Genomic DNA, 24,806 nt, shown 5'->3' with positions numbered 1-24,806 from the left:
TCCCGACCCGCGGCGCCGGAGGCGCCGCAAATAAACACTGTTCGCTGACAGCGCACCCCGTCGTGTGTCCGGGCCGCGGTGGCTCAACTAGCCTTACTGGGACAGCACAGGACTCTAGTTCGGAGGTTGGCCGTGGAGGTCAAGATCGGTATTTCGGATAGCCCGCGGGAACTCGTTATCGCCAGCGCGCAGAGCCCGGACGAGGTCGAGGCTCTGGTCTCCGAGGCGCTGGCCGCTACCGGCGGGGTCCTGGCGCTGGCCGACGAGAAGGGCCGCAAGTACCTGATCCAGGCCGGCAAGGTCGCCTACGTGGAGATCGGGGCCGTGACCGGCGGCCGGGTGGGTTTCGCCGCGGTCTGAGTACCGGGTCCGGACGAACGGAAGCCCCTGCCGGTCCGGCAGGGGCTTCGTCGTGTTCGGGGCGGTGGCGGATCAGCCGATCGGGTGCAGGGGGACGTGTTTGAGGCCGCCCCAGGCCAGTGCCACCGTAGTGTCCACGGCTTCGTCCTTGGGGATGGGGCGGTCGGCTTCCAGCCAGTACCGGGCGGTGAACTGGCTCGCGCCGACCAGACCGACCGCGAGGATACGGGCCCGGTAAGGGTCGAGACCGGAATCGTGGGCCACCAGGTCGTAGACCGCGTCCACGCAGGCTTCGGTGGCTTGTTCGACGCGGCGCTGGACCTGGGGTTCGTTGGTCAGATCGGATTCGAAGACCAGCCGGAAGCCCTGCATCTCGTTGTCCACGAAGTCGTAGTAGGCCGCGACCGCCGCGCGCACGCGCTGCTTGTTGTCGGTGGTGGAGCGCAGCGCCTGGCGGACGCTCGACACCAGCATGTCGACGTAGTTCTGCAGGACGGCCAGGTACAGCTCCAGCTTGCTGGTGAAGTGCTGGTACAGCACCGGTTTGCTGACGCCGGCGCACTGGGAGATCTCGTCCATACCGGCGGCGTGATAGCCGCGTAGGACGAAGATCTCGCTGGCGGCCGCGAGTAGTTGCTGGCGTCGCTCGTCACGGGGAAGCCGGGTGCCACGTTTGGGGGCGGTGCCGGACGACGAGCGGGACGTCATCCGGTCCACGAGGTCGGTCATATTCGGATCTCCCAGTCGATTCCCCGGCAAAGGGGTGTGTACCGGGTCTTTCGAGCACCATACTCGCTTACGAAGCTGTTGCCGACCCGGGTTGGCGAACCCGGGACCGGCCCCGATCCGTGTGGTGCCCTTCGGGAATGCCGGAAAGTGGCTCGCACGGTACCGGGGCGTGGTTGCCCGGGGTACTTCCATTGTGGCCGTTACGGCGGATTGTGAGAGTGTGGAGCCGTGACCGACCGACCGGAAAGCTCCTCCGGCGGCGGGCGCAGCGCGCACCGCCCCCATGATTCGGATCTCGCGGCCGCGCGGGCGACGACGGAGATATCGCACGGCGACGGATCCCGGGAGCCGCTGCGCGCGCGCCGGGACCCGGAGGGTGATCCGCCACCCGCGGCCGGGCAGCGCCGCCGGTGGCTGCGTTTCGTCGTCTCCAGGTACGGGTGGCGGGTGTACGCGTTGCCGGTGCTGCTGGTGCTGACGGTGTTCGTGGTGGTCGACGCGGTGCGCACCGGGCGTGGGGGCCCCGCGGAACCGATCGATCCGGGTTTCGGGGCGCTCGGTCCGCCACCGGCCAGCGCGGGGGTCATCGGCGCACCGCCGGGCGACGGGACATTCCCGGAGGATCTGCCGATCGGGGCGCTGCCCGCGGGCGGGAAGTTCACCGAGAACGGTAAGGGCACCTGGCGGATCGTGCCGGGCGCTTCGGCCCGTGTCGGTGCCGGCGAGCAGTTCACCTTCACCTACACCGTCGAGGTCGAGAACGGGATCGACACGCGTAATTTCGGTGGCGACGAATCGGTGGCCCGGATGGTGGAATCCACTCTCGGCAATCCGAAGAGCTGGGTGCACGACCGCAAGTTCGCGTTCCAGCGCGTCGATCGCGGCGAGCCGGATTTCCGGATCTCGCTCACCGCCCGCGCGACAACCCGCGAGGTCTGCGGTTTCGATATCCCCATCGATTCCTCGTGCTACAACTCCGATCAGGCCCGGGTGGTGCTGTCGGAGGCGCGCTGGGTGCGCGGGGCTCCGGCATTCGACGGCGATATCGGCTCCTACCGGCAGTACCTGGTCAACCACGAGGTCGGGCACGCTATCGGCTACCACGAACATCAGCCGTGTGAGAGCGAGGGCGGTCTGGCGCCGGTGATGATGCAGCAGACCTTCGGCACCGCCAACAACGAGATCGCCGCCCTGGATCCGCACGGGGTCGTCCCGATGGACGGCAAGACCTGCCGCTTCAACCCCTGGCCATACCCGCGCGGTTGAGCGCGGCTCCAGGACGCACGGGCCGGGTCCGGCGGTGGGGTCCGGCGCCGGCCCGGGAAGAATGACCCTCGCGCCGGCGTTGTACAAGGAACCTACGCCGGTGTGGGTGCGGGTCACAGCGGCCACGGGTCACCGGCTGTACGCACCCCGCACACCGCATCCGGCTATTTCGATACGAGGAGTTCGAAGACGTGTCAACACCGCAGTCCCTGCCCCCACTTGTGGAGCCCGCCGCCGAACTGACCAGGGACGAGGTCGCCCGTTACAGCCGTCACCTGATCATCCCCGACCTCGGGATGGACGGGCAGAAACGGCTGAAGAACGCGAAGGTGCTCGTGATCGGTGCCGGCGGGCTGGGATCTCCGGCGCTGCTGTACCTGGCCGCCGCCGGTGTGGGCACCCTGGGCATCGTCGAGTTCGACGAGGTCGATGCCTCGAATCTGCAACGGCAGGTCATCCACGGTGAATCCGATATCGGCCGCCCCAAGGCCGACAGCGCCCGCGACTCCATTCTGGAGATCAATTCCGGGATCGATGTGCGCTTGCACAAGATCCGGCTGGAGCCGGAGAACGCGGTGCAGCTATTCGCCGAATACGACCTGATCGTGGACGGGACCGACAACTTCGCGACCCGCTACCTGGTCAACGATGCCGCGGTGCTGGCCGGCAAACCGTATGTCTGGGGTTCGATCTACCGGTTCGAGGGCCAGGTCTCGGTGTTCTGGGAGGACGCCCCGGACGGTCGCGGGATCAACTATCGCGATCTGTACCCGGAGGCGCCGCCGCCGGGGATGGTGCCCTCCTGCGCCGAGGGCGGCGTGCTGGGTGTGCTGTGCGCGTCCATCGGCTCGGTCATGGTCACCGAGGCGATCAAGCTGATCACCGGTATCGGCGACCCGCTGCTGGGCCGGCTCATGGTGTACGACGCACTCGATATGAGCTACCGGACCATCAAGCTGCGCCGCGATCCCGCGCGGCAGCCGATCACCGAACTGATCGACTACGAGGCGTTCTGCGGTGTGGTGTCCGAGGAGGGGCAGGCCGCGGCCGCCGGTTCCACGGTGACCGCGCGCGAGCTCAAGGAGCTGCTGGACGCCGGTGATGTGGAGTTGATCGATGTGCGTGAACCGGTGGAATGGGACATCGTGCACATCGAGGGCGCGACGCTGATCCCGAAGGATCGCATTCTGTCGGGGGAGGCACTGGCCGAACTGCCGCAGAACCGCAAGATCGTGCTGCACTGCAAGACGGGTGTCCGGTCGGCCGAGGCGCTGGCCGCGCTCAAGCGCGCGGGTTTCGCCGACGCCACACATCTGCAGGGCGGCGTGATCGCCTGGGCGCACCAGGTCGACCCCTCACTGCCCGTGTACTGAGCCGCCTAGCTCGCGGTAGGCCGCTGACCTGCGCGTGAACCGCGCGGGGGCGGTGGCCCCGGTCCACGCGCGCGGTGCGTGACCCGGCCCGGTCGCGGTGTGTCGCGGCACTGCTACGACACGGTGTGGCGCGATACCGGGGCCCGGAGGCGGGAGTACGGTACGGCCGTGACCACCACTGTCGAACCCCCCGAACATGTGCGGGCCACGTACGGTCTGCGGGAACTGACCCCTGTCGCCCTCGGCGACTGGGAGGGCGGCTGGCGCCTCGGCGATGTGGTGCTCAGCCCTGTCGCCGACCACGCGCGCGCGGCCTGGTCGGCGAAGGTCCGGGAGAGTCTGCGGGTGGACGGGTTGCGGCTGGCCCGTCCGGTGCGGGCCACCGACGGCCGGTATGTGGTGTCGGGCTGGCGGTGCGACACCTTCATGACGGGCTGTCCGGAACCACGCCACGACGAGGTGGTCTCGGTCTCGCTGCGGCTGCACAAGGCCACCGCCACCCTGGAGCGGCCTCGATTCCTCTCGCAGCCGCCGGTCACGCCGTGGCTGGACGTGGATGTCTTCGTCGCCGCGGACCGGGCGGCGTGGGAGGCGGTGCCGTTGCGGACGCTGCGCGCGGCGGGTGCGGTGATGGAGAACTCGCCCGACGGACGGCACAGCCTCGAACTGATCGGTCAGCTGGCCACCCTGCGCAAACCCGTACGGACGCCGCCGCAGCTGGTGCACGGTGATCTGTTCGGCACCGTGTTGTTCGCCGGGGCGCAGACGCCCGCGCTCACCGATCTGACTCCGTACTGGCGCCCACCGGCGTGGGCGGCGGGCGTGATCGTGGTGGACGCGCTGTCGTGGGGCGGAGCCGACGACGGGCTGCTGGAACGCTGGTCCGATCTGCCGGAATGGCCACAGATGCTGTTGCGGGCGGTGATGTTCCGGCTGGCGGTGCATGTGCTGCATCCGCGGTCCACGCCGGAAGCGTTGCCGGGGTTGGTCCGGACGGCGGATATGGTGCGATTCCTGCTGTGAGTCCGGTGGGCTTCCCGATGGGACCCGGCCCGGGGAGGGCCCGGCCGGTATCGGACCGGCCGGGCCCCGATCGTGGATACGGAGCCGTCAGACGTTGGCGTACGCCAGCGACGGCGCCCGGCCCACCGCGAACGAGGCGCGGCGGTAGAACCACCAGGTGACCCCGGCCATCACCAGGAACGCGGCGGCGTAGGCCCAGAACGCGGGCGCCATGGTGCCGAAATTGGTGTTGGACAGGCGCAGTGCCTGCTGGAGTACGAAACCGCCGAAGGCGCCGACCGCTCCGATGACCCCGATGGCCGCGCCCGCCTGCCGCTTCGCCGAGGCCGCTCCTTCCGCCGGCTCGAGACCGTGCTCGGAGGCGTACTTCTTCGCCTGGGCGCTGAAGATGGACGGGATCATCCGGTAGGTGGAGCCGTTACCGATACCGGCGAGCACGAAAAGTACCAGGAAGGCCAGCAGGTAGAGCGGGAAACTCTTCATCTCGAGCGCGGCCATGATGAGTGCGACCGCGACGGCCATCCCGCCGAACACGGCGATGGTGATCTTCGCGCCGCCGCCCATTCTGTCGGAGAGCCAGCCGCCGAACGGCCGGGAGAAGGAGCCGACGAGGGCGCCGAGGAACGCCAGATTTCCGAGGGTGGTGATCCAGCCGATGTTCGCCAGATCCGGGAAATTGGCCTTGATGAGCGTCGGGAAGGCGAACGAGAACCCGATGAACGAACCGAACGTGCCGATGTAGAGGAACGCCATCACCCAGGTGTGGTGGTTGGTCAGCGCGGGCTTGTAGGAGCGTCCGTCGGATTTCGCGGTGGACAGGCTGTCCATGTACCGCAGCGCGCCGAACGCGGCGGCCAGGATGAACGGAATCCAGACCAGCACCGCCAGGGTGATCCCGAAGCGATATCCGGCCGCGTCCTTCGCGGTGAGATGAGTGCCGAGGGTGATCAGCAGCGGCACCAGCAGCTGGGTCTGGGCGACACCGAGATTGCCACCCGCGGCATTGATCCCGAGCGCCGCGCCTTTCTTCCCGTCCGGGAAGAAGAACGAGATATTGGCCATCGACGAGGAGAAATTGCCGCCACCGAAACCGGACAGCGCGGCCAGGACCACGAAAACCCACATCGGAGTACCGGGCTGGTTGACGAAGAAGATCAGGCCGACGGTGGGGACGAGCAGCATGGCGGCGCTGAACATCGTGAAGGCCCGCCCGCCGAACCGGGGGATGGCGAAGGTGTAGGGGATGCGCAGGGTCGAACCGACCAGGGTGGGGATGGATGTGAGCAGCAGGGCATTGCTGACCGCGGTCGGGTCACCTTTGCCGAGCCCGTCCAGGAATGTGAAACCGGCAGCGCCCATTCCGGTGACGACACTGGCCCACAGGACCCAGACACTGAAGCCCAGATTCTCCGCGAATACCGAGAACAGCAGGTTCTTCTTGGCGGTGCGGTCGGCGCCGGATTTCCAGAACCGCTCGTTGTCCGGTTCCCACCGGTCGATCCAGCGACCCCGGCGCTGGTGGACGAAATTCGTTGCGGTATCGGGTGGTTGCTGGCCGGTGTCGGCTGTCGCGGTCATCGGCGCCCCTCTCGTCGTTACTCGACGCCCCCGGACCGGGGCGCCCGGCCGCGGCAGCCGGGCGGTCGAGTGCGGTGTTGTGACGTGAGAAAACGCTAGGAGCCGGGTGTTTCCACCACGTGGCGCGCAATGACGATCGCCACAAATCCCGCTCACGGCGGAACGACAACCGGGTGATCGGTCCGTAACCTCGATGGAACCCGGCCGGGAGGGACGCCGAGGTCGGCTCTGGTCGGTGTTGTGCGCCGCCGGTCGGCATGCGGATGCGCACGGCCGGAGCGGAGGCGGAGGTACGCCTCAGTGGTCGCGGTAGTCGGCCAGCAGTGTGTCCAGGAAACACCGGGTGGTCCGGGCGGCCCGTTCGGCGTCACCGTCGACGATGGCCTGCACCAGTTCGCAGTGTTCGGCGGCGTACCAGCTGTCGATCCGATCGGTGCGCGACCGGATCCCGGATTCGATATAGCCCAGCAGCGAATCGTAGAACTCGATGTACACGGCGTTGCCGCTGGCGAGCACGATGGCCCGGTGCAGCTGTACATCGGCCTCGATGGCGGCGGTCCGGTCCACCCGCCACAGCCGGTTGCGGTCGTCGAGTAGCCGGCGCAAGGTGGCGATATCGGTGTCGTCGCGCCGGTGCGCGGCCAGCGCCGCGGCGGTGGCCTCCAATCCGTGGCGTAGTTCCAGGACATCGCGTTCGGCGGCTTCGGCGAAATACTTGGACAGGGTCCCGCCTACCTCCGAGGTGGCGATGACATAGGTGCCGGAGCCCTGCCTGCGTTCCAGCATGCCGGCGTGGACCAGTGCCTGCACGGCTTCGCGAAGGGTGTTGCGGCCGGTGCCGGTGAGTTCGGCGAGTTCGGGTTCGGTGGGGATCCGCGTCCCGATCGGCCAGCGTCCCGAGCGGATATCCTCTTTGAGTTGCTCGGTGACCTGGGCGATGAGACTGGTGCGGCGCACGCTTTGCACGGGGACAGAGTACCGCCCGTCACATCCCATTGCCCCGGTCATAGGGTCATCCTATGATTTCTCGGTGACTGCTGCGCTGCCCGAGACTTCCCAAGCGGCTGAACCACCTCTCGAGCAGCGGAAACGCAAACTGATCGAAGGCCGTTTACTGGTACTCGCGGCAATAGTCATGTCCGCGCTCGTGCTCCGCGTGGCCGTCACCGCGTTCACACCGCTCGCCGAGGACATCGGGCGCGATATCGGCTACTCCACCGCCGTCGTCGGTATCTTCGGGATGATCCCGACCCTGATGTTCTCGGTGACCGGGCTGCTGGCGCCGATCCTGGCCCGCAGACTCGGTCTGGAATGGACTGTGCTGCTCGCGATGGCGGCCGCCGGTACCGGCATGCTCGTGCGGGTCCTCGTCTCGGGGACGGTCGAACTGCTGCTGTTCTCCGCGCTCGCGCTCGGCGGTATGGGGATCGGCAATATCGTGGTCCCCCCACTGGTCAAACGCTATTTCCCGGACCGACTCGCCACGGTGAGCGCGCTCTACATCACCATGGTGCAGATCGGCACCGTACTGCCGGCCTTGGTCGCGGTGCCGCTGGCGGCGGCGCACGGCTGGCGCGTCTCCCTGGGGGTATGGGCTCTGCTCGGCTTCGCGGCGGTCATCCCCTGGATCGGGGTGCTGCGCACCCGGCGCGGCCGGGTGGCAGCGGACACCACCGGCCTGCCGGACCCCGGGAGCGCTCCGGCCCCGAAGGTGTGGCGCTCGCCCCTGGCCTGGGGGATGGCGGCCACCTTCGGGATGACCTCGCTGACCACCTACTCGGTGTTCACCTGGCTGCCGACGATCCTCGCCGACGCCGGTGCCGACGCGGCCTTCGGCGGCTCGATGGTCGCCCTGTTCGCCCTCGTCGGACTGGTCGCCGCCCTCACCGCACCCACGGTGGCCGCCCGGCTCACCAACCCGTACCCGGTGGTCGTCGGTTGTGCCGCGTGTTTCTTCGTGGCCTTCGCCGGGCTGCTCTTCGCGCCCATGAGCGCGCCCGTCCTGTGGGTGGCGATCCTCGGTCTCGGCCCGAGTACCTTCCCGATGACACTCACCCTCATCAACCTGCGCACCCGGACCCCGGCCGGTTCGGCCGCCCTGTCGGGCTTCACGCAGGGCGTCGGTTACGCGCTGGCCTGTGTGGGACCGCTGGTGTTCGGCATGCTGCACACGGTCACCGGCGGCTGGGCCGCCCCGTTCGCGCTGCTCTGTGTCTCGGTGCTGGTGCTGCTGACCGGTGCCTGGCAGGCGTGTAAACCGCGGATGCTCGAGGACTCCGTCTCCCCGCGTTGAACCGGTGACGCGGGACCGGTGCCCGGCACCGGATCCGCCGCCGGGGTTGCGCCGGAAGGTGACGCGGGTCATCATCGGCTCATCCCTCACCGCGTTCCGCGGCGGATATGGGCACTTCGTCACCGGCGGAAATGCCGATGACACAACGAGTTAACATCGGCGGCGTGCTCACCTGAGCGCCGCGAACCGCGTGAGAAACCGTTGATTCGACGGTCATCTCGGGCAGCATTTTCGCAATACCGGTTTCCTACCGTGGGGTCGAACCACGTTGGGAGGCCCTTTTGAGCACGCAGACCGAAAGCCGCGGCGACGCCCTGTCGGCGATGTTGCGGCGGCCGAAGCTGGAGCGCTGGGACGCCGAGGACACCGCGGCCTGGGAGGCCGGCGGTAAAAAGATCGCCACACGCAATCTGATCTGGTCGGTCGTGGCCGAGCACATCGGATTCTCGATCTGGTCCATCTGGTCGGTCATGGTGCTGTTCATGCCGACCGAGACCTATGGGATCGATGCGGCGGGCAAATTCTTCCTGGTCGCCGTACCGACACTGGTCGGCGCGATCCTGCGGATCCCGTACACGGTCGCCACGGCCCGGTTCGGTGGTCGCAACTGGACGGTGTTCAGCGCCGCCGCGCTGCTGGTGCCGGCCGTTCTCACCCTGTACTTCGTGAACCAGCCCGGCACCTCCTATACGACCTTCCTGATCGTCGCGGCGTTCGCCGGTCTGGGCGGCGGCAATTTCGCCTCCTCGATGACCAATATCAATGCCTTCTACCCCCAGCGACTCAAGGGCTGGGCCCTGGGGATGAACGCCGGCGGCGGCAATATCGGGGTCCCGGTCATCCAGTTGTTCGGGCTCCTGGTCATCGCGACCCTCGGTAACGAGTACGCCTCGGTCATCTGCGCGACCTATCTGGTGCTGGTGGTGCTCGCCGGACTCGGCGCGGCGCTGTTCATGGACAACCTGCCCAACCAGAAGGCCGATCTGTCCTTCATGCTCACCGCATTGAAAGTGCCGCAGTCCTGGGCGGTTTCGTTCCTCTACATCGGCACCTTCGGTTCCTTCATCGGGTACAGCTTCGCGTTCGGGCAGATCCTGCAGATCAGTTTCGTCGCCGGCGGTGACACCGCGGCCCAGGCGACGCTGCACGCCGCGCAGATCGCGTTCATCGGACCGCTGCTCGGTTCGATCGCCCGCCCCTACGGCGGCAAACTCGCCGACCGGATCGGTGGCAGCCGGGTGACTCTGTTCACCTTCGCGGCCATGATGGTCGCCGCGGTGGCGGTGGCCTCGGCCTCGACTGTCGCGGACGGTTCGCACAAGGGGTTCTCGGGTCCGGTGCTGGGCGTGCTGGTGGCCGGGTTCGTGGCGCTGTTCATCCTGTCCGGCCTGGGCAACGGGTCGGTCACCAAGATCATCCCGTCGGTTTTCGACGCCAAATCCCGCAGCCTGGCGGCGAGTGCGGCCGAACGCGCAGCCTGGGCGCAGAACACCTCCGGCGCGCTGATCGGATTCGTCGGTGCCATCGGTGCTCTCGGCGGCGTCGGGATCAACCTGGTGCTGCGGTCCTCCTACTCCTCGACCCAATCCGCGACCACCGCCTTCTGGGTGTTCATGGCGTTCTACATCGCCTGCGCCCTGGTCACCTGGGTGGTGTTCCTGCGCCGTCCCGGCGCGCCGGCCCGTAATCGCGAGGTCGTGGCCGAAGCCGAGGCCCTGGTCCGCCGGGCCGAATCCGGCTCCCGTACCCCCGTCCAGCCCACCGAATCCCGGTCCGCCCGGTCGTCGGCGAGCCTCTGACCCCGGATCCCCACGGAGGACACCATGAACGCACAGCGCAGAACAGTCGTCGTCGCCGGTCACGGCATGGTCGGGCACCGGTTCGTCGAGGCGATCCGCGCGCGGGACGAGGCGGGGCAGTGGCAGGTCGTCGTGCTCGGCGAGGAGAGGCTGGCCGCCTACGACCGGGTCGGCCTGTCCTCCTACATCGGCAGCTGGGAAGCCGCCTCGCTGGCATTGCCGGGTAACGAGTACGCGGGCGACGATCTGGTCGACCTGCGTCTCGGGCAGCGGGCCGAGGCCATCGACAGGGACGCCCAGAAGGTCACCACGACCTCCGGTGAGGTGCTCGACTACGACGCGCTGGTCCTGGCGACCGGTTCCTACCCGTTCGTACCGCCCGTGCCGGGGCACGAACACCAGGAATGCTTCGTCTACCGGACCATCGACGACCTCGACGGTATCCGGGCCGCGGCCGACGCGGCCGGGCCGGGCGCCCACGGCGTCGTCGTGGGCGGTGGTCTGCTCGGGCTGGAGGCCGCCAACGCGCTGCGGCTGCTCGGGCTCACTCCGCACGTGGTCGAGTACAACGACCGCCTGATGCCGGCCCAGGTCGATGAGGGCGGCGGCGCCATCCTGGAGAAACTGGTCACCGACCTGGGACTGCGGGTGCACACCGGGGTGGGCACCGCCGGGATCGAACGCGACGCGGCCGCCGGCCCGGCCGAACGACTGCGGGTCACCCTGTCCGACGACACCGTGGTCGATGCCGCGCTGGTGGTGTTCTCCGCGGGTGTCCGGCCGCGGGATCAAATCGCTCGCGACGCCGGGCTCGAGGTCGGCCCGCGCGGTGGCGTGATCACCGATCTGGGGCTGGCCACCTCCGATCCGAACATCTACGCCATCGGCGAATGCGCCGCGATCGAAGGGGTCTGCTACGGGCTGGTGGCGCCCGGCTACAGCACCGCCGAGATCGTGGCCGATCGCCTGCTGGGCGGTGCCGGTGAGTTCCCCGGCGCCGATATGTCCACCAAGCTCAAACTGCTCGGCGTGGATGTGGCGAGCTTCGGCGACGCGCACGGCACCACCGAGGGCGCACTGTCGGTGGTGTTGCACGACGCGGCCCGGGGTACCTACGCGAAACTGGTGATCTCCGACGACGCGCAGACCCTGCTGGGTGGCATCCTGGTCGGCGATGCCACCCAGTACGCCGCCCTGCGCCCGCTGGTGGGCCGGCCGCTGCCGGCCGAACCGGCCGCGCTCATCTCCCCGGCCGGGGCGGAACTGGGCGCCGACGCGCTGCCCGACGAAGCCCAGATCTGCTCCTGCAACGATGTGAGCAAGGGCGCCATCTGCGGCGCCATCGCCGAGGGCGCCTGCGATATCCCGGCCATCAAGGCCTGCACCAAGGCCGGCACCTCCTGTGGCGGCTGTGTGCCGATGATCAAGAAGGTGCTCGAACAGTCCGGCGTCGAAATGTCCAAGGCGCTGTGCGAGCACTTCGAGCAGTCGCGCGCCGAACTGTTCCAGATCGTGCAGGCTACCGGTATCCGCACCTTCTCCGAGCTCATCGCCCGGCACGGCCGGGGGACCGGCTGCGATATCTGCAAGCCGACGGTCGCCTCGATTCTGGCCTCCACCTCCAGCGATCACATCCTGGAGGGCGAACAGGCCGCGCTGCAGGACACCAACGACCACTTCCTGGCCAATATGCAGAAGAACGGCACCTACTCGGTGGTGCCGCGGATGCCGGGCGGCGAGGTCACCCCGGAACAGCTGATCGTGATCGGTGAGGTCGCCAAGGAGTTCGGTCTCTACACCAAGATCACCGGCGGGCAGCGGATCGACCTGTTCGGCGCGCGGGTGGAACAGCTGCCGCTCATCTGGAAACGCCTGGTGGACGCGGGTATGGAATCGGGCCACGCGTACGGTAAATCGCTGCGCACGGTGAAGAGTTGTGTCGGTTCCACCTGGTGCCGGTACGGCCAGCAGGATTCGGTCGGCATGGCCGTGCTGCTGGAGAAGCGTTACCGTGGGCTCCGCTCGCCGCACAAATTGAAGTTGGCCGTTTCCGGTTGCGCCCGGGAATGCGCCGAGGCCCGCGGCAAGGATGTGGGCGTCATCGCCACCGAGAACGGGTGGAACCTCTATGTGGGCGGTAACGGCGGCCTGACCCCCAAGCACGCGGTGCTGCTCGCGGGCGACCTCGACGACGAGACACTCATCGCCTATATCGACCGCTATCTGATGTTCTACATCCGCACCGCGGACCGGCTGCAGCGCACCGCGCCGTGGCAGGAGGACCTCGGTATCGACTACGTGCGCGAGGTGGTGTGCGAGGACAGCCTCGGGATCGCCGCCGATCTGGAGCAGGCGATGGCCGGCCACGTCGCCGGTTATCGCGACGAATGGGCCGCGGTCCTCGACGACGAGGAGAAGCTGTCGCGATTCGTCTCGTTCGTCAACGCCCCGGCCGAGGCCGACCCGACCATCGCCTTCGACGACAGCGGCGAGCGCAAGGTCCCGGTGCTGCTCGGCCTGCCCGGTATGCCCGGAGGAGGCAGCGGAGCGTAACCACGCAGGGCATGCCGGGGAGGCCGTTATGGATACAGCCTGCCCGGTATGCCGGCACCGGTCGCTACGAGTGGGAAATGACGGCTTAACCGTCAGGAAACAGGCCGCCGGTACCAATGGGTAACGGCGTGTGGAGGAGACACCGATGATGCGATCCCTCCGCCTTCGCTGCGGTCTCAGCGGACCGTATGACCAGCTTCTGAGGAGGCGCTATGACCGTGATCGATACCCCAGTAACTGTTCCGGCCGCCACCACCGGGTGGACCAGGGCGTGCCCGCTCGACTACCTGATCCCCGGCCGCGGCGTGGCGGTGCTGCTGCCCGGCGGCGCCCAGGCGGCCCTGTTCCTGCTGCCCGAGGGCACGTTGTACGCGGTCGGCAATATCGATCCCTTCGGCCGGGCGGCGGTGATGTCGCGCGGTATCGTCGGCGACCGCGGCGGTGAGCCGGTGGTCGCGTCACCGCTGTTGAAGCAGGCCTTCTCCCTGCTCGACGGCCGGTGCCTGGACGATGCGACGGCGAGCCTGCCGGTATATTCCGTGCGCGTGGACGACGGACAGGTGTCGATCTCGGACCGGCCCGTGACGGTGGCCCCGGACGGCTGCCCGGTATGACGGTTCCGGAGACGAATGCCTCGCTGGCCGGTTTCACGATCGGTATCACCGCGGCCCGGCGGGCCGAGGAATTCGCCACCCTGCTCACCCGCCGGGGCGCGTCGGTCGTGTCCGCACCGGCCATCCGGATCATCCCGCTCGCCGACGACACCGAACTGGAACGGGTGACCGGTGAGCTGATCGCCGATCCGCCGCAGATCGCGGTGGCCACCACCGGTATCGGTTTCCGCGGCTGGATGGAGGCCGCCGAGGGCTGGGGCCTGGCCGAGCAGTTGCGTGCGACCCTGGGCGGCACCCGGATGCTGGCGCGGGGCCCGAAGGCCAAAGGCGCGATCCGGGCCGCGGAACTGCGCGAGGAGTGGTCGCCGGCGTCGGAGTCCTCGGCCGAGGTACTGGATCATCTGCTCGCCGAGGGCGTCGAGGGCGTGCGGATCGCGGTCCAGCTGCACGGCGCCACCACCGAATGGGAACCGATCCCCGACTTCTGCGAAGTACTGCGGTGTGCGGGCGCCGATGTGGTGCCCGTACCGGTGTACCGGTGGGAGCCGCCCGCCGACCGTGGTCCGATGGATCAGCTGATCGAGGCCGTCGTGACCTCCGCGATCGACTGTGTGACCTTCACCAGCGCCCCGGCCGTGGCCTCGATGCTCATGCGCGCCAAGGAAACCGGGGTGCTGGAGGGGGTGTTGCACGCGCTGCGCAGCCGGGTGCCGGCGGTCTGTGTCGGCCCGATCACCGCGGCCCCGCTCGAGGAACTCGGAGTGCCCACCACGATGCCCGGCCGGGCCCGGCTGGGCGCGCTGGCCCGCCATGTCGCCGAGGAACTTCCGCGCCGGGCGGGGCGGATCAATGCCGCCGGCCACACCATCAGCGTGCGCGGGGCGTGCGTGGTGGTGGACGGCACGGTGAAACAGCTCGCCCCGGCGCCCATGGCGCTGATGCGCTCACTGGCCCGCCAGCCGGGCCGGGTGGTCTCCCGCGAGGACCTGCTGGCGGCGCTGCCCGGCGGCGGCGACGATACGCACGCGGTGGAAACCGCGATCGCGCGGCTGCGGGCGGGTCTGGGCACCCCCAAAGCGATCCAGACGGTGGTCAAGCGCGGGTACCGGCTGGCCATGGATCCGGCCGAATGCACCGACAACAACGCCGATACGGCGCCACCGGCCGCGTCCCCGGCGCGCAACGCGCGCTATGTCCGGACGGTGGTGCCGGGGTGAGGCGGCCACCGCCCGCGCTGGTGCTGGTCGCGCACGGCACCCGCAGCGCGAAGGGCGTGCAGATGATCGCCGCGCTGGCCGAAGCGGTCGGGCACGAACTGGATCGGCGGCCCGGCATTCCGGACGGCCGGTGCGTCCACCCCGGTTCGTCCGGTCGCCGCGCCACGACGCCCGGCTATCTGCCCTGCGGTTGTCTGCCCGGGCCGGCGGCGGGACCCGCTGCGGACAACCGCGCGAACCCGGCCGTGCGTACCGCGTTCGTCGATGTGCTCGGGCCCTCGCCGGCCGAGGTGCTGCGCGATCTGGCCGGCCGGGCCGTAGTGGCCGGTGATTCCGTACCGGCCGTGGTGGTGCCGGCCTTTCTGGCCTCCGGATATCACGTCTACCAGGACGTACCCCGCGAGGTGGACGACAGCGGACATCCCGCGGTGACCGTCACCGCGGCGATGGGTCCCGACCCCGCATTGGCCCGCATCATGGCCGTTCGGTTGCGGGCGGCCGGTTGGCGGCCCGGCGACGCCGTGGTCTTCGCGGCCGCGGGATCCTCGGACGCGCGGGCCCGCGCCGATGTGCGCCGCGCCGCCGCCATGCTCACCGCACAGCTCGCGACTCCGGTGCGCACCGCCTACGTCGCCACCGGGGCGCCCCGCGTTCCCGAAGTGGTGGCGCAGCTCCGCGAGACCGGGCAGGAGCGGGTGTTCATCGCCTCCTATCTACTCGCGCACGGGCTCTTCCACGAGCGCCTGTACCAGGCGGGTGCGACCGGGGTGGCCGAGCCGATCGGGGTCCATCCGGCCGTGGTCCGGCTGATCGCGGACCGCTACCGCAGCGCCGTCCGGGACGCGGACCGGCAGCGAGTGCGCTGACCACCTCCCGGGCTGTTCGCCCGGCATCGCGGCCGAGGCCCCGTCAGCGCGCGTTGCGCAACCGGATGCCGCTGAACCCCAGCGTGCCGGCGGTCAGCGCCTGCCAGAACGTCGTCAGGTCGGGGAGTACTCGCAACTGGATACCGGCTTGCTGGTGGAGTCCCAGGAGGTCGCCGACCGGTTCCGGGGGCGCGAGCGGTTCGACGGGTTCGGTGCTGACGTGGGCGTGCGGGACGGGAGCACCGAACGGGCGAAAGGTCGCCGCCGGGAGCCGGTAGGCGTAGAGCCGTACCGTGCGCAGGGCATCCAGCCACCGGTATTCGATCGCGTGCACCCGTTCTCCGCCACCGGGACCCAGCAGTCTCGCGCGGTCGTCGTCGGTCGTCGCCGGCGTGACCCAGCCCATCGCCCGCGGGCATTGCCGGGGAAACCAGTAGTCGGGTGCGCGGGCCGCGTCGACGGCCCAGACGTACGGTTCGGACTGCCGGGCGGTCGCGGCCGTGTGCGGGACGAAGCGGGTGATCGTCGGGTCTTCGGAGAAGTGCAGTACCTCGCCGGGGCCGGGTCGCATGGGAACCGACCCTAGCGAAGCCGCGCGGTCCGCCCGCGAGAATTCAGACCCGGTACCAGACGAACTTGTTCTCGCGGGTCGGGCCGTACCGGTCGATCTGGTCGAACAGCAGGGCGGCCGGTTCCACGACCGCGCTACGACCCTGGGCGTCGTCGTAGGCCACCAGGATCCCGACGAACGCGGCGTGCCCGTCGGCGGTCTGGCGGTACACCACCGCACCGGAATCGCCGGCCTCGGCGCCCAGCGCGTTGGTGGCGTAGAGCCACTCCTCGTTTGCCTCGGTGATCGACCCGCAGGTCCAGCCGGTGGTCGCACCGATCTTGCAGATCTCCTGCCCCAGCTGCGGTTTCATATCCACCGTGGACAGCCCGAAACGACCCATGGACGCGGCGACGCCGATCCCGTCGTACAGACGGATCAACCCGAAACCGAACTTCAGGCCCTCATCCGGGCGATGAGTTTCGAACCAGCCGATCGGGTTACCGACTTTGTCGGTGACGATTCCCTGGTGGTAGCAGTGGCCGGCGGTCACCGCATACTGGGCCGAGCCGATCGAACCGGTGAGTCCCACGGTGCAGCGGGTGGTCACCGCCTTCCCGTCGGCTATCTCGGTGTGCCGGATCTCCATGCCCGGGTACACCGTGACGGCGGGTGCGGCCGCGGTGGGTGCGGCCACCGCGGTGGATCCGGGGATCAGCGCCGCACCGAAGGCGGCGACTGCCGCACACACGGTGACGGAGAGGGGACGCCGGCTCCGCCGCCGCCGGAAAACGCTGAACATCGCGTACCTCGAATTTGCTCGAGCGACCGCCGACGCGGTCGGATCGGGCAGTCAGCGTAGACGATCGGGCGCCACTCCGCCCGCTGCGGCTCTTCCCAGCCGGTGGAAGGGTGGAGACGGGTACGCCCCGACCGGTGGTGTGGGGGTGACGGCGGCCACTCCCGCATGTGTAAACAAATGTAAACCACTGGAGAAGCGGCGATTTCCGAAATTTCACCGTCGCTGCCCGAACGGCCCGCCCGGAGGTCGGATCCGTCGCGTCTCCCCGTGTTTTCCCAGGAGATCGGCCGCCGCCGGGGCGACGCGCGTGCGCCCGCCGTGACAACCGGATTGCGGTCACCTCACAGCTCACCGACCTGCGCTTTTCGTTGTGAGAACGGCGTTTGGCCAGGTCGGGCGGCGTCCCTACAGTCGGAGCATCAGCCCGATTTCACCGCTTGCAGAAAAGGGGGCGTCGTGGTCGTCTCACGCACTCCGGGCTCGGCGCACACCACCGCGGAACGGCACCCCGGGGCACCGGCGGCCGGGGACGCACTGCTGCGGCTGGGCAAGTATTTCCAGCGCGGCGAGGTCTCCGCGGACCACCGCACGGTGCACAAGGTGGGCGGCCGCGGCGCCGACGAGTTCTATCGGGACCGCTGGTCGCACGACAAGGTGGTGCGCTCCACCCACGGGGTGAACTGCACGGGGTCGTGCTCCTGGAAGATCTACGTGAAGGACGGGGTGATCACCTGGGAGTCCCAGCAGACCGACTATCCGTCGGTCGGTTCGGACAAACCCGAATACGAACCCCGCGGCTGCCCGCGCGGCGCCTCCTTCTCCTGGTACACCTACTCACCGGCCCGGGTGCGGTACCCCTACGTCCGCGCCACGCTGCTGGAGTTGTACCGGGAAGCCAAGACCAGACTGAAGGACCCGGTACTGGCCTGGGCCGATCTGGTCGAGGACCCCGAACGCGCCCGCCGGTACAAGGCCGCGCGCGGCAAGGGCGGTTTCGTGCGCGCCGAATGGTGGGAGGCCGCCGAGATCGCGGCCGCGGCCCACGTCCACACCATCAAGAAGTACGGACCCGACCGCGTCGCCGGATTCTCCCCGATCCCGGCCATGTCGATGGTCAGTCACGCGGTCGGCGCCCGGTTCATCTCGCTGCTCGGCGGGTCGATGCTGTCGTTCTACGACTGGTACGCCGATCTGCCGGTGGCCTCGCCCCAGGTGTTCGGCGACCAGACCGATGTCCCGGAGTCGGCGGACTGGTTCGACGCCGGATACCTGATCATGTGGGGTTCCAATGTGCCGGTGACCCGTACTCCGGACGCCCACTACATGACCGAGGCCCGCTATCGCGGCCAGAAGGTCGTGGTGGTCTCCCCGGATTACGCCGACAACACCAAGTTCGCCGACGAATGGGTCGCCGCCCGGCCGGGGACCGACGCCGCGCTGGCCATGGCCATGGGTCATGTGGTGCTACGGGAATTCTTCGTCGATCGGGAGACGCCCCGGTTCCTGGACTACGTCCGCAGATACACCGATCTGCCTTTCCTGATCACCCTGGACGACGGTGCGGACGGGGTGGCGGTGCCCGGCAAGTTCCTGACCGCCGCCGATCTGGGCAATACCGACGAGGGCGCGGAGTTCCGGACCGTCCTGCTCGACGCCGCGGGCGTGCCGGTGGTGCCGAACGGTTCGCTCGGGGACCGGTTCGGCGAGAACGGCACCGGACGCTGGAACCTCGATCTCGGGGGTGTCGAGCCACTCCTGACGCTGTACGGCCGCACCGACGATGCTGCGGCCGTACAGTTCCCCCGTTTCGATACCGACACCCCGGGCGTCGTGACCCGCGGCGTGCCGACCGCGACGGTCGCCGGGAAGCGGGTCACCACGGTGTTCGATCTGCTGTTGGCGCAGTACGCGGTGGGGCGTCCGGGACTGCCCGGCACCTGGCCGGCCGATTACGACGACGCCACCGAGCCCTACACCCCCGCCTGGCAGGAATCCGTCACCGGTGTCCCGGCCGCGCAGGCCCGGCGGATCGCGCGGGAGTTCGCCGACAATGCCGACCGGTCCGGTGGCCGGTCCATGATCCTGATGGGCGCCGGGACCAATCACTGGTTCCACTCCGACCAGATCTACCGGTCCTTCTTCACCCTGACCCTGCTCACCGGCTGCCAGGGCGTGAACGGCGGCGGCTGGGCGCATTATGTGGGCCAGGAGAAGTGCCGTCCGGTGACCGGCTGGTCCACCCTCGCGTTCGGGCTGGACTGGCAGCGCCCGCCACGCCAGATGCAGGGCACGGTGTTCTGGTATCTGACCAACGACCAGTGGCGCTACGACCCGTTCACCGCCGACGCCTTCTCCTCGCCGCTGGCGAAGGGGAAGTTCGCGGGCCGGACGGCGGCGGACAATATCGCGCTGGCGACCCGGCTGGGCTGGATGCCCTCGTACCCGACGTTCGATCGCAACCCGCTCGACCTGGCCGACGAGGCCGAGGCGGCCGGCCGGACCGCGGCCGACCATGTGGTGGACGGACTGAAATCCGGCGAGCTGCGGTTCGCCTGTGAAGACCCCGACGCTCCGGAGAACTTTCCGCGCGTGCTCACCGTCTGGCGGGCCAATCTGCTCGGCTCCTCCGGTAAGGGCAACGAGTACTTCCACCGGCATCTGCTCGGCGCGGATTCCAATCTGCAGACCACCGACACCACCGGGGTGCGGCCGGAGGAACTGGTCTGGCGCGAGGAAGCCGCCACCGGGAAACTCGATCTGCTGCTCTCGCTGGACTTCCGGATGACCAGCACCACGCTGTTCTCCGATATCGTGCTCCCCGCCGCCACCTGGTACGAGAAACACGATCTGTCCTCGACGGATATGCATCCGTTCGTGCACGCCTTCACCCCGGCCATCTCGCCGCCGTGGGAGGCGAAAACCGATTTCGAGGCGTTCCACCGGATCGCCCGCGGCTTCTCCTGGCTCGCCGAGAAACATCTCGGGGTGCGCAAGGACATCGTCGCGGTGCCGCTGCAGCACGATTCACCGGACGCCATGGCCCAGGCCGGGGGGCGGGTGCTCGACTGGAAGGCCGGGGAATGCGAACCGGTCCCGGGCAAGACGATGCCGAAACTGGTGGTCGTCGAACGGGATTACGCGAAGATCGCGGAGAAGATGGCCGCGCTGGGGCCCCTGGTGGAAACCCTCGGACTCACCGTCAAGGGCGTCACCACCCATCCCGGCGCCGAGGTGGAATACCTGGCCGGCGCGAACGGGACCGTGGTGTCCGGGGTGGCGCAGGGCCGGCCCTCGTTGGCCCAGGACAAGCATGCCGCCGAGGCGATCCTCGCGCTGTCCGGTACCACCAACGGGCGGCTGGCGGTCGAGGGCTTCCAGGCCCTGGAACGCCGTACCGGCACCGAACTCGCCGATCTGGCGGCCGAACACGAGGGCAAGCGGATCACTTTCGCCGATACGCAGGCGCGGCCGGTACCGGTGATCACCTCACCGGAGTGGTCGGGCAGCGAAACCGGCGGGCGCCGCTATTCGCCGTTCACCATCAACACCGAACGGCTCAAGCCGTGGCATACGCTCACCGGCCGCCAGCACTTCTATCTCGACCACGACTGGATGATCGAACTCGGCGAACAGCTGCCGACCTTCCGGCCGCCCCTGGACATGACCGCACTGTTCGCCGAACCCGCCGTCGGCGATATCAGCGACAGCGGGGTCACCGTGCGCTACCTGACCCCGCACTCCAAATGGTCGATCCATTCGGCCTACCAGGACAACCTGCACATGCTGACCCTCTCCCGCGGTGGCCAGACCATCTGGATGTCGGAGAAGGACGCCGCCAAGATCGGGGTGGCCGACAACGACTGGATCGAGGCGATCAACCGCAACGGTGTGGTGGTGGCCCGGGCCATCGTCTCGCACCGGATGCCCGAGGGCACGGTGTTCATGTACCACGCGCAGGACCGGGCCGTGGACGTCCCGCGGATCGAGGGCACCGCGAAGGAGGGCCAAACCTTCACCGGTAAAGGCAAACGCGGCGGCATCCACAACGCACTCACCCGGATCATGATCAAACCCACGCATCTGATCGGCGGTTACGCCCAGCAGTCGTTCGCACTGAACTATCACGGCCCGACCGGTAATCAGCGCGACGAGGTCACCACCATCCGCCGCCGCAGCCAGCAGGTGCAGTACTGATGCGCCGCCACCACGAGCTACCCGCGACCCCGGAGGACTGATATGCGAGTGATGGCGCAACTGGCCATGGTCATGAACCTCGACAAATGCATCGGCTGCCACACCTGTTCGGTCACCTGTAAACAGGCGTGGACCAACCGCGGCGGGACCGAGTACGTCTGGTTCAACAATGTGGAAACCCGGCCCGGCCAGGGTTATCCGCGGCAGTACGAGGACCAGGAGAAGTGGAAGGGCGGCTGGACACTCGACAGACGTGGCCGGCTCACGCTCAAATCGGGCTCGCGGCTCAAACGGTTGCTCAATATCTTCGCCAACCCCGACCTGCCGACCATCGAGGACTACTACGAGCCCTGGAGCTACGAGTACGACAATCTGCTGTCCTCCCCGGCCATCGACACCACTCCGGTGGCGCGACCGAAATCGCTGATCACCGGGGACGATACGAAGGTCACCTGGGGCGCCAACTGGGACGACGATCTCGGGTCGGGGCCCGAGCAGGTCGGTCGGGACCCGCTGCTGGCCCGGGTTTCCGAACAGGTGAAGCTCGAATTCGACAAGACCTTCATGTTCTATCTGCCACGGATCTGCGAGCACTGCCTCAATCCGTCGTGCGCGGCGTCCTGCCCGTCCGGGGCGATCTATAAACGGTCCGAGGACGGGATCGTCCTGGTGGATCAGGACAAATGCCGCGGCTGGCGGCAGTGCACGACCGGCTGCCCCTACAAGAAGATCTACTTCAACCACAAAACCGGCAAAGCCGAGAAATGCACCTTCTGCTATCCGCGAGTGGAGGTCGGAATCCCGACGGTGTGCTCGGAAACCTGCGTCGGCCGGCTGCGCTATATCGGCGTGATGCTCTACGACGCCGACGCGGTCCTCGCGGCGGCGTCGGTCACCGACGACAAGGATCTGTACCCCAGCCAGCTCGGCGTCTTCCTGAATCCGCACGACCCGCGGGTGGTGGCGGAAGCCGAACGCGCCGGTATCTCCCCGGAATGGATCCAGGCCGCACAGGACTCGCCGGTCTACAAACTCATCGTCGACTACCAGATCGCGCTGCCGCTGCACCCGGAATACCGGACCATGCCGATGGTCTGGTACATCCCGCCGCTGTCGCCGGTAGTGGACGTGCTGTCGGAGACCGGGCACGACGGTGAGGACCACGCCAACCTCTTCGGCGCGATCGACGCGCTGCGGATCCCGGTGGAGTACCTGGCCGAACTGTTCACCGCCGGTGATATCGGCCCGGTGCGGGCGGCGCTGCAACGACTGGCCGGGATGCGCGCGTTCATGCGCTCGATCAACCTCGGTCAGGAACCCGATCCGGCCATCGCGCCGTCGGTCCGGCTGGAGCCCGAAGAGATCGAAGCCATGTACCGGCTGCTGGCCATCGCGAAATACGAGCACCGCTATGTGATCCCGACCGGCGCGAGTGCGCGAGCCCACGAACTGGATTCGCTGGCCACCGGATGCAGCCTGGACACCGAGGGGGGTCCGGGGATGACAGCGTTCGACCAGGTGGTGGAGAAATTCCACCTCACCGATACCAACGGCGCCGCGCCGGAGGCGAAAACCGGCCGGATCAACCTGCTGAACTGGGACGGGCAGAGCACCGACGGGCTCGTGCCCGCCGGTACGAGCGGCTCGAACGGCGAGTCGGCGAACGGGCACGGCGCGAACGGCCGAGGTGCGAACGGTCACGGCTCGAACGGGCGCGCGGCGAACCGAGCCGGCGGACACGGGACCGACGGCTCCGGCGGCACGCACGAGAACAGTTCCGGCGCCTCGGCGAACGGTGACGCGCCGACGCTGCCCGAACCCACGGAGGTCCGGTCATGAGGCGATACCTCCGCCTTCGCTCCGGCCTCCGCCGACGGTGTGGAACCGCTTGGGGGAGTGGCCGATGGTCCTGCTGAAATTCCGCCGACGGTGTGGAACCGCTTGGGGGAGTGGCCGATGGTCTTGCTGAATCCGTGCCGATGGTGTGGAACCGCTTCGAGGAGTAACCGATGGCCCTGCTGAAACTCCGTCGCCGACCCGAACCGGCACTGGCGATGAGTGAACGGGAGCGCCGGATCGTCTGGCGCACGGCCGCGCTGCTACTGGACTACCCGGGCCCCGGGCTCCGCACGACGCTGGACGGAATCGAGGCGGCGATCGGGGAACTACCGGAGCCGGTGCGTACGCAGCTGCTGGATTTCTGCGACCACGTGCGTGCCACACCCGAACTCGAACTGGCCGCCCGCTACGTCGAAACCTTCGATATGCGGCGCCGCGCCAGTCTGCACCTGACCTTCTACGCCTACGGCGACACCCGCAAGCGGGGGATGGCGCTGCTGCGGTTCAAACACGCCTACCGGCACGCCGGGGTGGAACTCGGCGATACCGAACTGCCCGATCATCTGCCCGTCCTCCTGGAATTCGCGGCCACCGTCGATCCGATCGGCGGCGAACGCCTACTCGGCGAACACGTGCCGGTGCTGGAACTGCTGCGCTTGTCGCTGGCGGACAATGCTTCCCCCTACGCGTGGGTACTGGCCGCGGTCGTCGCCACCCTGGCGCCGCCCACCACGGCGGATCGGCGGCGGATCGCCGAACTCGCCGCCCAGGGACCGCCGGAGGAAGAGGTCGGGCTCCAACCCTTCGCCCTGGACCCGACGATGCCCGACCGATGAGAAGGTGCGATACCTCCGCCAACGCTGCGGCCTCCGCGGACCGTATGAGCCTGCTCGGAGGAGAAAACCGATGAGGGGGTACCCGAGCCTTCGCTGCGGGCTCCGTCGACCGCATGAATTCGCTCGGAGGAGAACCTGATGAACTCTGCCCTGTGGCTGACCCTGCCCTATGTGGCGTTCACGTCCTTTGTGCTCGGACATATCTGGCGGTACCGCACCGACCAGTTCGGCTGGACCACCCGGTCCTCGCAGATCTACGAATCACGCCTGCTGCGGATGGGTAGCCCGCTGTTCCATTTCGGCATGCTCGGGGTGTTCTTCGGCCATGTGCTCGGCGTGCTGATCCCCGAATCGTGGACCGAGGCGGTGGGTATCAGTGAGCACATGTACCACCTGGTGGCGGTGAGCGCGGGCACCGTGGCCGGGCTGATGGTCCTCACCGGTATCGGCATCCTGCTCTACCGCCGGTTCACCGTCGCGGCGGTGCGCAAGGCGACCACGGCCAACGACAAGTTCATGTACTTCCTGCTCGGCGGTGCCCTGATCACCGGTCTGCTCAACACCGTGGGCAGCAATCTGCTGTGGGGCACCTACAACTACCGGGAAACCGTGTCCCCGTGGTTCCGCAGCCTGTTCACCGCGAGCCCGCAGCCCGAACTGATGGTCGGCACCCCGTGGACGTTCCAGGCGCACGGCCTGTTCGTGCTCGCGCTGCTCGCGGTATGGCCGTACACCCGGTTGGTGCACATGTTCTCCGCCCCGGTCGGCTACCTGATCAGGCCGTACGTGGTGTACCGCAGCAAGGAGGTCGCGGGGCCGGACACACGCCGCTACGCCCGCGCCTGGGACGCACCTGTCACCCCCGACCGCTGGAGCTGAGCGCCTCCGGCCGGTGCCGGGATACTCCCGCTAGA

At 68.5% G+C, this 24,806-nt stretch carries 19 protein-coding genes; 14 read left to right on the top strand and 5 right to left on the bottom strand.

Going from position 1 to position 24,806, the window contains the following annotated elements:
- Positions 1-132 precede the first annotated feature (132 nt).
- A complete protein-coding gene (locus NF4_RS34005) occupies positions 133-360 on the top strand; it encodes a DUF3107 domain-containing protein (RefSeq protein ID WP_030523398.1) in 228 nt (75 codons plus the stop codon).
- 72 nt (positions 361-432) lie between these two features.
- Here NF4_RS34005 and fasR read toward each other — a convergent pair whose 3' ends face one another.
- Entirely contained in the window at positions 433-1,089 is a 657-nt protein-coding gene (fasR, locus tag NF4_RS34000) for an HTH-type transcriptional activator FasR (protein ID WP_030523399.1), read from the bottom strand.
- Positions 1,090-1,317: 228 nt separating this feature from the next.
- Between fasR and NF4_RS33995 the strand changes: the two genes are divergently transcribed.
- The 3 genes from NF4_RS33995 to NF4_RS33985 all read left to right on the top strand — a co-directional run bounded on the left by NF4_RS33995 (position 1,318) and on the right by NF4_RS33985 (position 4,751).
- The gene (locus NF4_RS33995; protein WP_084533788.1) at positions 1,318-2,355 is read left to right on the top strand and encodes a DUF3152 domain-containing protein; all 1,038 of its coding nucleotides are present in this window, start codon (positions 1,318-1,320) and stop codon (positions 2,353-2,355) included.
- 191 nt (positions 2,356-2,546) lie between these two features.
- Positions 2,547-3,728, top strand: a complete 1,182-nt coding sequence (moeZ, locus tag NF4_RS33990) for an adenylyltransferase/sulfurtransferase MoeZ (protein WP_063131507.1) — start codon at positions 2,547-2,549, stop codon at positions 3,726-3,728.
- Positions 3,729-3,896: 168 nt separating this feature from the next.
- Complete coding sequence (locus tag NF4_RS33985; RefSeq protein WP_063131510.1) at positions 3,897-4,751, top strand: TIGR02569 family protein; 855 nt, start codon at positions 3,897-3,899, stop codon at positions 4,749-4,751.
- Positions 4,752-4,838: 87 nt separating this feature from the next.
- On the opposite strand, the gene NF4_RS33980 is transcribed toward NF4_RS33985, so the two are convergent.
- On the bottom strand, positions 4,839-6,329 hold the full coding sequence (locus NF4_RS33980) for an MFS transporter (RefSeq protein WP_063131506.1): 1,491 nt from the start codon (positions 6,327-6,329) through the stop codon (positions 4,839-4,841).
- 297 nt (positions 6,330-6,626) lie between these two features.
- A complete protein-coding gene (locus NF4_RS33975; RefSeq protein WP_063131505.1) occupies positions 6,627-7,295 on the bottom strand; it encodes a FadR/GntR family transcriptional regulator in 669 nt (222 codons plus the stop codon).
- A gap of 64 nt (positions 7,296-7,359) precedes the next feature.
- On the opposite strand from NF4_RS33975, the gene NF4_RS33970 reads away from it, so the two are divergent.
- The 6 genes from NF4_RS33970 (at position 7,360) to NF4_RS33945 (ending at position 15,671) form a co-directional block, all read left to right on the top strand.
- Positions 7,360-8,622 (top strand): MFS transporter, encoded by a 1,263-nt coding sequence (locus NF4_RS33970; protein ID WP_063131504.1) that lies wholly within the window; start codon positions 7,360-7,362, stop codon positions 8,620-8,622.
- A gap of 323 nt (positions 8,623-8,945) precedes the next feature.
- Complete coding sequence (locus NF4_RS33965; protein ID WP_063131509.1) at positions 8,946-10,421, top strand: nitrate/nitrite transporter; 1,476 nt, start codon at positions 8,946-8,948, stop codon at positions 10,419-10,421.
- Between the two features lie 24 nt (positions 10,422-10,445).
- Complete coding sequence (nirB, locus tag NF4_RS33960) at positions 10,446-12,974, top strand: nitrite reductase large subunit NirB (RefSeq protein WP_063131503.1); 2,529 nt, start codon at positions 10,446-10,448, stop codon at positions 12,972-12,974.
- Between the two features lie 212 nt (positions 12,975-13,186).
- Positions 13,187-13,588 carry a nitrite reductase small subunit NirD gene (gene nirD, locus NF4_RS33955; RefSeq protein ID WP_063131502.1) on the top strand — a complete coding sequence of 134 codons (402 nt, stop codon included), beginning with the start codon at positions 13,187-13,189 and terminating at the stop codon, positions 13,586-13,588.
- The gene (locus NF4_RS33950) at positions 13,585-14,805 is read left to right on the top strand and encodes a uroporphyrinogen-III synthase (protein WP_063131501.1); all 1,221 of its coding nucleotides are present in this window, start codon (positions 13,585-13,587) and stop codon (positions 14,803-14,805) included. The genes nirD and NF4_RS33950 overlap by 4 nt, the downstream gene beginning before the upstream one ends.
- 62 nt (positions 14,806-14,867) lie before the next feature.
- Positions 14,868-15,671, top strand: a complete 804-nt coding sequence (locus NF4_RS33945; protein WP_063131508.1) for a sirohydrochlorin chelatase — start codon at positions 14,868-14,870, stop codon at positions 15,669-15,671.
- Between the two features lie 43 nt (positions 15,672-15,714).
- Here NF4_RS33945 and NF4_RS33940 read toward each other — a convergent pair whose 3' ends face one another.
- Together NF4_RS33940 and NF4_RS33935 are read right to left on the bottom strand one after the other, a co-directional pair.
- Positions 15,715-16,242 (bottom strand): DUF6886 family protein, encoded by a 528-nt coding sequence (locus tag NF4_RS33940; RefSeq protein WP_063131500.1) that lies wholly within the window; start codon positions 16,240-16,242, stop codon positions 15,715-15,717.
- Between the two features lie 43 nt (positions 16,243-16,285).
- On the bottom strand, positions 16,286-17,023 hold the full coding sequence (locus tag NF4_RS33935) for a chymotrypsin family serine protease (RefSeq protein WP_063131499.1): 738 nt from the start codon (positions 17,021-17,023) through the stop codon (positions 16,286-16,288).
- 534 nt (positions 17,024-17,557) lie between these two features.
- On the opposite strand from NF4_RS33935, the gene NF4_RS33930 reads away from it, so the two are divergent.
- From NF4_RS33930 to narI, 4 genes are all read left to right on the top strand, one after another.
- Entirely contained in the window at positions 17,558-21,217 is a 3,660-nt protein-coding gene (locus NF4_RS33930; protein WP_198165577.1) for a nitrate reductase subunit alpha, read from the top strand.
- Positions 21,218-21,259: 42 nt separating this feature from the next.
- Entirely contained in the window at positions 21,260-23,056 is a 1,797-nt protein-coding gene (gene narH, locus NF4_RS33925; RefSeq protein ID WP_063131497.1) for a nitrate reductase subunit beta, read from the top strand.
- Between the two features lie 170 nt (positions 23,057-23,226).
- Entirely contained in the window at positions 23,227-23,892 is a 666-nt protein-coding gene (gene narJ, locus NF4_RS33920; protein WP_063131496.1) for a nitrate reductase molybdenum cofactor assembly chaperone, read from the top strand.
- Between the two features lie 138 nt (positions 23,893-24,030).
- On the top strand, positions 24,031-24,771 hold the full coding sequence (gene narI / locus NF4_RS33915; protein ID WP_063131495.1) for a respiratory nitrate reductase subunit gamma: 741 nt from the start codon (positions 24,031-24,033) through the stop codon (positions 24,769-24,771).
- The last annotated feature ends 35 nt before the right edge of the window (positions 24,772-24,806 follow it).

It is taken from the genome of Nocardia fusca NBRC 14340, assembly GCF_001618425.1.
Classification (GTDB): domain Bacteria; phylum Actinomycetota; class Actinomycetes; order Mycobacteriales; family Mycobacteriaceae; genus Nocardia; species Nocardia fusca.
Note: the sequence above shows the minus strand (reverse complement) of the source record. Positions and strands in the feature narration are given on the sequence as shown.